Raw genomic sequence first — 8736 nt, forward strand, 5'->3', positions numbered from 1 at the left:
CGTGCTCGACATCGACCCGGACATGGTGGATGTGCACCGGTTCCGTCGCCTGGTGGCGAACGTGGCCACGTATGGGCCGGCGGACGCCGATCGGACCGCGCTGTGGCGCGAGATCATGGGGATGTGGCGGGGCGAGCCGCTCGCGGCGTTGGACGGGGAGTGGGTGGACCGGACCCGCGACGCCTGGTACGGGGAGTACCGGGATGCGGTGCTGGGCTGGGCATACGCCGAGATCAGGGCCGGCGACCCGACCATGGCGGTCGGCCCGCTGACGGATCTGGTCAGCCGGTATCCGTTGGTCGAGGCGCTTCCGGCGATGCTGATGCGGGCCCACTACGCGGCCGGCCGCCGTACTGACGCCCTTGACTGCTACGCGACGGCCCGTGCGCGGCTGGACGAGGAACTGGCCGAGAGACCGGGCGCCGAGTTGCAGTCCGTCTACCAGGCCATCTTGCGCCGCGAACCGGACCTGCCCCCACCCCCCGGCGTCCTTCCGGCGGGGGCGCCGGTACCGGCGCAGCTCCCGGCCGATGTGCGCGGCTTCGCCGGCCGCCGCGACCACCTCACCCGGCTCGACGCCATCGCGGCCACCGTGAGCGGGGACGCCGCCGAGGGCGGTGGTCCGGCCGCGGTGGTGATCTCGGCAATCGCCGGGACCGCCGGAGTGGGTAAGACGGCCCTGGCCGTGCACTGGGCTCACCGGGCCGCCAGGCGGTTCCCCGACGGACAGCTGTACGTGAACCTGCGCGGCTTCGACCCGAGCGGGGCGGTGGTGGATCCGGCCGATGCGGTGCGCGGTTTCCTGGACGCCCTTGCCGTGCCGCCCGAACGCATCCCCGCGGACCGCGAGGCCCAGGCCGCGCTCTACCGCACCCAACTAGCCGACAAGCGCATGCTCGTGGTGCTCGACAACGCCCGCGACACCGCTCAGGTCCGCCCCCTGCTGCCCGGAGCACCCGGCTGCCTTGTCCTGGTCACCAGCCGCGACCGGCTCACCAGCCTCGTGGTCACCACCGGCGCCCACGCGATCCCGCTCGACCTGCTCACGCCCGACGAGAGTCGCGATGTGCTCACCCGTCGCCTCGGCGCCCACCGGATCACTGACGAACCCGAGGCGGCCGACGCACTCGCCGGCCTGTGCGCGCGACTGCCCCTGGCGCTTGCCATCGTCGCTGCCCGCGCCGCCACCAACCCCCAGTTCTCACTCAGCGACCTCGTCGCCGAGCTGACCGAGGCCGGTACGCGCCTTGACGTGCTGGCCGACACGGACCCGGCCACCGATATCCGGGCGGTGTTCTCCTGGTCCTACGCGGCCCTCACGCCGGCTGCGGCGCGACTGTTCCGGCAGCTCGGGCTGCACCCTGGCGCGGACATCACCGCGGAAGCCGCGGCCAGCCTCGCCGGCCTCGCACCACCACTGGTCCCGCCACTGCTGGCCGAACTGACCCGCGCCAGCCTCATCGCCGAACACGTCCGGGGCCGGTACACACTGCATGACCTGCTGCGCGCCTACGCCGCCGAACTTGTCCAGGCCCGGGACCACCCCGGGCGGCGCCACGCCGCGCTCCATCGGATCCTCGACCACTACCTGCACACCGCCCATACCGCCTGCCGGCTGCTCAGTCCCGCCCGCGAGTGGGTCACGCCGCCGCCACCCCGGCCCGGCGTGACCCCGGAGGTCCTCACCGATCCCGGCCAGGCGATGGCCTGGCTCACGACCGAGCACGCGGTGCTGCTGGCCGCCATCCGGCACGCCGCCACGAACGGGTTCGACGCCCACATCTGGCAACTCGCCGGGGCCCTCGCGATCTACCTCGACCGGCAGGGCCACTGGCACGACCTTGCTGCCACCCAGGAAGCCGCCCTGGCCGCCGCCCAACGCCTGGCAGACCGGCCCGCGCAGGCCCAGGCCCACCATTTCGTCGGCACAGCCCACCAGAACCTGGGCCATTTCGGCGAGGCCGACACTCAACTCAGGCGCAGCCTGCACGTCCGCGAACAGTTGGGCGATCACGCCGGCCAGGCCTCCACCCACATTGCCCTCGGCCTCATGTTCGCCCAGCAAGGCCAGCACCGACGGGCGCTCGACCACGCCCGACAGGCCCTCGACCTGTACCAGGCCGTCGGCCACCGGCGCGGACAGGCCAACGCCCTCAACGAGGTCGGCTGGCAACACGCCCAACTCGGCAACCATCGGCAGGCACTCAGGTACTGCCACCAGGCGCTCGCCCTGCAGCAGGAACTCGGCAACCGTGCCGGTGAAGCTGCCGCCTGGGACAGCATCGGCTACGCCCACCACCACCTCGGCCAGCACGCCCAGGCCATCACCTGTTACCAGCACTCCCTCGACCTGTCGCGCGACGTCGGCGCCCGCTACTCCGAAACCGAGGTCCTTGTCCATCTCGGTGACACCCATCTTGCGGCGGGCGACCCGGAGGCTGCCCGAATCGTCTGGCAACAAGCCCTGACCATCCTCGACGACCTCCAACACCCCGACGCCGGCGAGGTCCATGCCAAGATTGAGAAGCTCGGCCGGCTCCACCCCTGACCGCCACGGCAACCCGCGCTCGGCGCGTCGGGGCGGGTGGACCGAACGGAGACCCCTCCGCCGCCGGCAGACTGGCAAGAGAGGTGCTGTACCTTGCCGGCATCCACGCGATGGGCACTCCCGGCGTTGCCCAATATCTCGAAGACCATCTCGACGAGCTGTGCCGCGAGGTGAAGATTCGCCCCCGCTTACCACCTTTCCGTTGATGCTCCTGCCTTCGGGCAGGGGAGGAATCGAACCTCATTTTAAGCAGGGCGGGAAGCGCTACATCGTCGACGTGTTGTACCGATCGAGGGTCGCCTTGGAGGTCGAGGCGTCCTGGAAAACCAGCTCCCACGGGCCGGTGTTGACGTCCATGTCCTTGCCGAACCCGACCCACTTTCCGGCCATCCGTCGGCCCGTGGGCTCGGCCAGGAGCTGGATCGCGCCGTGATAGCGGGCGCCTCGGTAGTAGCCGGTCGGATCGGTCTGCTCGACCCAGGTACCGGTGACCACGGCACCGTCCACGGTGAGGTCCAGTGACAGCGACGATGCCGCCGAGCCGGGCAGGCTACGCGCGGTCAGCCGGTCGCCGTGCTGGAGCACGACCACGAAGTGCTGCCCGGCGAAGGAGTCTGACCGGCCGCTGGAGTAGTACTGGTAGCGGCTGAGCCACACGCCCTCGTGCGACCGGTGGGCCGTGGCTGGCCTGGGCCTGGGCGTCGGCGTGGCCAGGCTGGACATGGGAGAGATCAGGTCGTGTCCACCGTGCTGGTCGTCGGTGACCTGCCCGTCGGGCACTGCGACGAAGCCGAGCAGCGAGATGGGCAGGCCGGTGACGACCTCCAGCGCGCGGGCGTAGACGGGTCGCGGCGCGGCGATCGCGCCGGACTCCCATCGCTGGACGAGTCTCTTGTTGGCGTCGTTGGGCTCCCCGACGCGGTGGCCGGCGGCCTGGAGCGCGCGAGCGAGGTCGTCCTGGCTCATACGCATCCCGGTACGGACGGCGCGGAGGGCGGTGTTCGGGACCGTCATGACCGCCACCATAGCGGCATGTCGCCTGAATGTCGCCGGCAATGTGCCTGACTTGTCGCGTCCTGTGTCGTCGCGGGTGGTGACATCCCAGCGTCATTGTGGACGGCATACGGCGGTCGAGCCCGCCGCCGCGCTGTAGACGACTGAGGTGGGATGCAGGGTGATGGCGATGACCCGGCACGGGGACGATTCAGGCGGTGCCGTCGGCGACGGTGAGCTGCTGTCGGTCGGCCGCCGGGTGGCGTACTGGCGGGGGCGGCGGAAGCTGTCGCAGCAGGTGTTCGCCGACCGGCTGGGTAAGTCGAAGAGTTGGGTGGACAAGGTCGAGCGGGTGTCCGCTCCCTGGACAAGGTGTCGACTCTCCAGGAGGTCGCCGCCGTGCTGCGGATCGACACGGCGGTGCTGCTCGGTCGGGATGTCCAGCCTGCCGGGGTCATCGAGCGGACCGCAGAGGTCGAGCGGATCCGCGCGGCGCTGTCCCGGTACGAGATTCCCCTTGCCCGCCCCGCAGGCAGCCGGCCGGCGCCGCCGGCCACCCAGATGGCCCGGCAGGTCGCGCATGCCTGGACAGCGTTCCAGCACGCCCGCTACCCCCGCGTGGTCGACCTGCTGCCGGAGTTGCTGACCGACGTGGAACGCACCCACGCCGGTGACCCGATGGCGGGTCGGGTGTTGCTGGTGGAGGCGTACCGGATCACCACAGCACTGATGGTCAAGCTGGGTGCCCCGGACCTGGCGTGGCTTGCTGCCGACCGCGCGATGAACGTCGCGACGGGTGACCCGGTGTTGGTGGCCGCCGCAGCGGTGCAGCTCGGCCAGGTGTTGCGTGCGTCCGGGCAGGCGTGGGTGGCGACGTCGGCGATGCTGGCCGCCGCGTACCGGATCGCCCCGCCGGTGATCGAGTTCGGTCTACCCCCGGAGTTGTCCCTGTGCGGGGCGCTGCTCGTCCAGGCGGCGTTGGCCGCCGCCTGTCACGGCGACGAGGCGGCGGTGGCCGGGTTGCTCGACGAGGCCGCCGCCCTGGCTGCCCGCGTCGGCGACGGGCGCGACCACCATCGCTCCGGGTTCGGGCCGACGGCGGTGGAGTCGGCCCGCGTCGCCGCAGCGGTGGAACTGGGCGACGGTGGGGACGCCGGGGCATGGCACGAGAAGGCGACCACGCGCGACGGATGGCGGTGGCTGCCCGCCGAGCACCGCGCGGCACACCTGATCGACGCCGCCCGCGCGTACCTGCAGACCGACGATCCGATCAGCGCCGCCCGTGTACTGGTGGAGGCCGACCGTGTTGCGCCGGCGGAGATCCGCCACCGACCAGCCGGCCGGGACGTTCTCGCCCAGGTCGTCCGCGACCCGCGCGTCCCGACGGCGCTCATCCATCTCGCCGCCACACTCGGGGTGGGTTGAGGATGACCGCGCCGTTCCTGTCCCTGGCCCAGATCCACAACCGGCTCGTCCTCACCGCCCGCTGGGTCCTGCGCGACCACCGACCCGGAGCCGACGGTCGCTGCCCGATCTGCCGGACGGCAGACTGCCCGGTGGCTGCCGCCGCCCGGGACGTCCTCCGCGCAGCCGAGGAAGTACAGCTGTGGAGTACCGCAACGCGGCCGGCCGCACTCGACCGCGACGAACCCCGGCAGGCCGGATGACCTCGGACGACACTCCACCCGACTCGTTCGTTGAGAACCGGGCGTGCCGGAGGATCTGCATGGCGACCCGTGGGTGCACGTCGAGGTCGGCCAGGAGGGTGGCGCAGGTCCGCTGGGCGTCGTGGACGGTGATGGACGGACTCCCGCCCGGTCGCACCGGGTCTGCCAGGAACGCTGGAAGTTGCGCGGCTTCACGGGGGTGCCGTAGCGGGATCGGTGCTGCTCAGACGCCGCAGATGACTGCGGTTGGGGGCGCGTCCCGGCCGCGCCGGGGCAGTGGGCGTCGGACACCAACCTGCTCCCTCACCCGGGACTCCCGGCCGCTGTGGGGCAGCGGCCTCTGCGGTGGCGCGGTCAACGGTTGACCGTCGTCCCGCGGGCCTCCAAGCGGGTCAGGACATCGGGGTCGTCGAGGTGCGCCAGCGAGACGTCCAGGGTGTGGAGCGCAGGCAGCGACTCCAGCACCGCCGCTGCCGTGCACTCCCCGGTCAGTGTCAGTTCCGACAGGGTCGGGTGGCCGGTCAGCGGGGTCAGGTCCAGCGGCCCGCGACGGTAGCCGTGGCCGTCCAGGTCCAGGGACTGCAGGCTGGACAGTGCGTGAATGCCCTCCAGCGACGTCACGTTGTAGTCGTCGGACTCGCCGCCGGTGTCGATGTCCAGGGTCTGCTCGATCAGCATGTAGATGTCGCTGCCGCCGTCGAACTGCAGGTGGGTGATCGCTGCGGCCTCGGCCGACGGTACCGCGACGGCATGCAACAGCTCTAGTGACGCCTTCAGTCGCGGGCCTGGACCTGGGTAGCCGTCCTCCGGGCCGTCGGGGCCGGTCGACTCGATGAGCGCCTTGAGGTCGTCGGCAGCGATGCCGTCGTCCAGCAGAGCGTCCAGGACGCCCAGGTGCAGGCCGAGGTCGGGGAAGATGAGGGTCATGATCCCGACCGTATCGTGCTACCGGCTCGGCTGAGCACGCGGAGCGGGTCGTCGTCCGGGTCAGGTGGGGCTGGTGACGGTTCGGAGGCGACCCGGTGCGGTGGGCGTAGCAGGCCACCCGCGTCTCCGCAGCGGGCCGGGCGGATGAGGTCGTCGATCGAGGTTAGGCTTTCCGCTTTTCCCCCTTGTTCGGGGCAATGGGATTGAACAATGGGCCGGTGACCGATGGTGAGGCCGGTGACCGGACCGGACGTGGCCGGCGCGACCGGCAGCCTCCCGGTCAGCGGGTGGAAGGGGCGGCGGGCGCCGTCGAGGTGAGCCGCCGGGCGAACTTCCTGGAGTTGTTCTTCGACCTGGTGCTGGTCTTCGCCCTGTTGGGGGTCGTCTCGCGGGTCGTGGTGGACCTGACGGCCGATGATCTCGCCCAGCAGTGGGCGGGGCTGTCGTACGTCGTGGTGTTGGTGCTGCCGATCATGTGGTTGTGGACGACCACCTCCCACATCACGAGCCGCTTCGATCCGCGCCGGCCGGTCGTCCAGGCGATGGTGCTGGTCACCGCCCTCGGCGTGGTCTTCATGGCGTCGTCGTTGCCGTACGCGTTCTTCGAACGGGGCTACGCCTTCGCCATATCGTACGTGCTCCTCCAGGTGGGACGGCCCCTGGTCCTCATCAGGCTCCTGCCGGAGTGTGCGCAACGAGCCCTCTACACGCGGTCGGTGATCTGGTTCGCCCTGTCGGCCGTGCCGTGGCTGGTCGGCGGCATCCTGCTCCAGGGCGAGCCCCGGGTGGGCCTGTGGGCGCTGGCCATCACGATCGAGCTCGTGGCGGCCCGCTTCTCCTGGCCGGTGCCGGGGATGAGCCGGCAGTTGGACAGCGCCTGGGATCCGGCCAAGACCCACCACCTCGCCGAGCGGTACGAGCAGATCCTGCTGATCGCGCTCGGCGAGAGCGTGCTGGCGCTGGGGATCACCTACACCCGTGCGCCGGTGTCGTTGGCCGGGTCGGTGGCACTGCTGGTCGGCTTCGCCACCACGGTGCTCCTGTGGCGGATCTACTACTACCGGGCGGGGCAGGTGCTCCCCGAGGCCGTCCACGTGGCCGGGGACCGGATCGGGGCCGGCCGCAACGTCGGACGCGCCCACATGCTGATGGTGCTCGGCATCGTGCTGGTGGCGGCCGGCTACGAACTCGTCGTAACCCACCCCGGGGGGCACGTGCGGGCCGTCTGGCTGGCCGTGATGCTCGGCGGGCCGATCGTCTTCGTCATCGGTCGGATCGGATTGGAACGCGTGGTCTTCAACCGCGTCTCCCGGAGCAGGCTCATCGGCATCGCTGTCCTGGCGGCGGCGGCCCTGCCGCTGGCCTTCGTCCCGCCGTTGGTCGCGGCGGTCAGCGCTTTCGTGATCCTGCTCGGCATGGCCGTGGCCGACGCCCGGCATGCCCGGGGCCGACCGCTGGAAGCCCCCTCGCCACTGAACGAGCGGCCCCGGTCGGGACCGGAGCCGTGGCGACTGTGACGAGCCGGCGACGAGCCGGTTCGGCTGGAGGAGTCTGCTGAACAGCCTCGCCCGCCGGCCACCGGTCGCACGCCGCCCGTGTCGTGCGCGGTCGCCGAGCAGCCGGCGCGCGACGCGCTGGCTGCGCCGGGGCGTGCTGGATGGTCATAACGCGGCGGTAGGACCCGGAGAGGAGGCGCGAAAGATTCAACGATCTCAATAAGATGATCCGCACTTGATGCCGGTGCGCTCACGAGGCGTACCGATCCGATGCGGAGGAACGCATGGTTCGTTGGCGCACCATCACCGGCCTGGTGGCCGCCGCGCTGATCGCGGTCACCGGAGGCAGTCTCGCCGCCGTCACGCCCGCCGTCGCGAGCGGGAACACGGCGACGCCCTTCGTCGTGGGGGGCACCCGCGCCGCCCAGGGCGAGTTCCCGTTCATGGTACGGCTCTCGATGGGCTGCGGCGGGTCGCTCTACAGCCCCACCCTGGTCCTCACGGCCGCCCACTGCGTCCGGGCCACCGGCGCCAACACCAGCATCACGGCCACGCTGGGCGCGGTCGACCTCCAGTCGTCCAGCCGCATCACGGTCCGCTCCAACTACGTGTACCGGGCCCCCGGCTACAACGGCTCCGGCAAGGACTGGGCGCTGATCCGGCTCGCCACGCCGGTGACGAGCCTGGCCACCCTGCCGATCGCCACCAGCACCGCGTACGACAACGGGACCTTCACCGTGGCCGGCTGGGGCGCGGCCCGCGAGGGCGGCGCGCAGCAGCGGTACCTGCTCAAGGCGACCGTGCCGTTCGTCAGCGACGCGGTCTGCAACGCCAACTACGGCGGGGACGTCATCCCGGCCGAGGAGATCTGCGCGGGCTACACCAGCGGCGGCATCGACACCTGCCAGGGTGACTCGGGTGGCCCGATGTTCCGCCGGGACGCCGCCAACGCCTGGATCCAGGTCGGCATCGTGAGCTGGGGCAACGGCTGCGCCCGGCCCAACTACCCGGGTGTCTACACCCAGGTGAGCTACTTCTCCTCCGCGATCGCCTCGGCCGCCGCGAGCCTCGGCGGCTGACCCGGGTACCCCTCGACGGCGGCGGC

7 protein-coding genes and 1 pseudogene are annotated in these 8736 nt (G+C 71.4%); 5 read left to right on the top strand and 3 right to left on the bottom strand.

What is annotated here, in order from left to right:
- The first annotated feature begins 1 nt into the window (after position 1).
- A complete protein-coding gene (locus AWW66_RS20985) occupies positions 2-2548 on the top strand; it encodes an ATP-binding protein (RefSeq protein ID WP_245648402.1) in 2547 nt (848 codons plus the stop codon).
- Positions 2549-2812: 264 nt separating this feature from the next.
- Here AWW66_RS20985 and AWW66_RS20990 read toward each other — a convergent pair whose 3' ends face one another.
- Positions 2813-3574: a helix-turn-helix domain-containing protein gene (locus AWW66_RS20990; protein ID WP_067369169.1), complete on the bottom strand. Its 762-nt coding sequence runs from the start codon at positions 3572-3574 to the stop codon at positions 2813-2815.
- Positions 3575-3913: 339 nt separating this feature from the next.
- On the opposite strand from AWW66_RS20990, the gene AWW66_RS20995 reads away from it, so the two are divergent.
- On the top strand, positions 3914-4966 hold the full coding sequence (locus AWW66_RS20995; protein ID WP_245648403.1) for an XRE family transcriptional regulator: 1053 nt from the start codon (positions 3914-3916) through the stop codon (positions 4964-4966).
- 2 nt (positions 4967-4968) lie between these two features.
- Positions 4969-5208: a hypothetical protein gene (locus tag AWW66_RS21000; RefSeq protein WP_067369172.1), complete on the top strand. Its 240-nt coding sequence runs from the start codon at positions 4969-4971 to the stop codon at positions 5206-5208.
- Here the strand turns inward: AWW66_RS21000 and AWW66_RS35535 are convergent.
- Positions 5180-5421 (bottom strand): annotated as a pseudogene (locus tag AWW66_RS35535) (site-specific integrase); the annotation flags it as partial. The gene AWW66_RS21000 and the pseudogene AWW66_RS35535 sit on opposite strands and share 29 nt — an antisense overlap.
- Before the next feature lie 141 nt (positions 5422-5562).
- Positions 5563-6135: a DUF6892 domain-containing protein gene (locus AWW66_RS21005; RefSeq protein WP_067369175.1), complete on the bottom strand. Its 573-nt coding sequence runs from the start codon at positions 6133-6135 to the stop codon at positions 5563-5565.
- 218 nt (positions 6136-6353) lie between these two features.
- On the opposite strand from AWW66_RS21005, the gene AWW66_RS21010 reads away from it, so the two are divergent.
- Both AWW66_RS21010 and AWW66_RS21015 read left to right on the top strand, forming a co-directional pair.
- Complete coding sequence (locus AWW66_RS21010; RefSeq protein WP_169807145.1) at positions 6354-7652, top strand: low temperature requirement protein A; 1299 nt, start codon at positions 6354-6356, stop codon at positions 7650-7652.
- A 263-nt stretch (positions 7653-7915) separates the two neighbouring features.
- A complete protein-coding gene (locus tag AWW66_RS21015; RefSeq protein ID WP_067369177.1) occupies positions 7916-8710 on the top strand; it encodes a S1 family peptidase in 795 nt (264 codons plus the stop codon).
- Positions 8711-8736: the final 26 nt, after the last annotated feature.

Origin of the sequence: Micromonospora rosaria (genome assembly GCF_001567585.1) — a bacterium.
GTDB classification, from domain to species: domain Bacteria; phylum Actinomycetota; class Actinomycetes; order Mycobacteriales; family Micromonosporaceae; genus Micromonospora; species Micromonospora rosaria.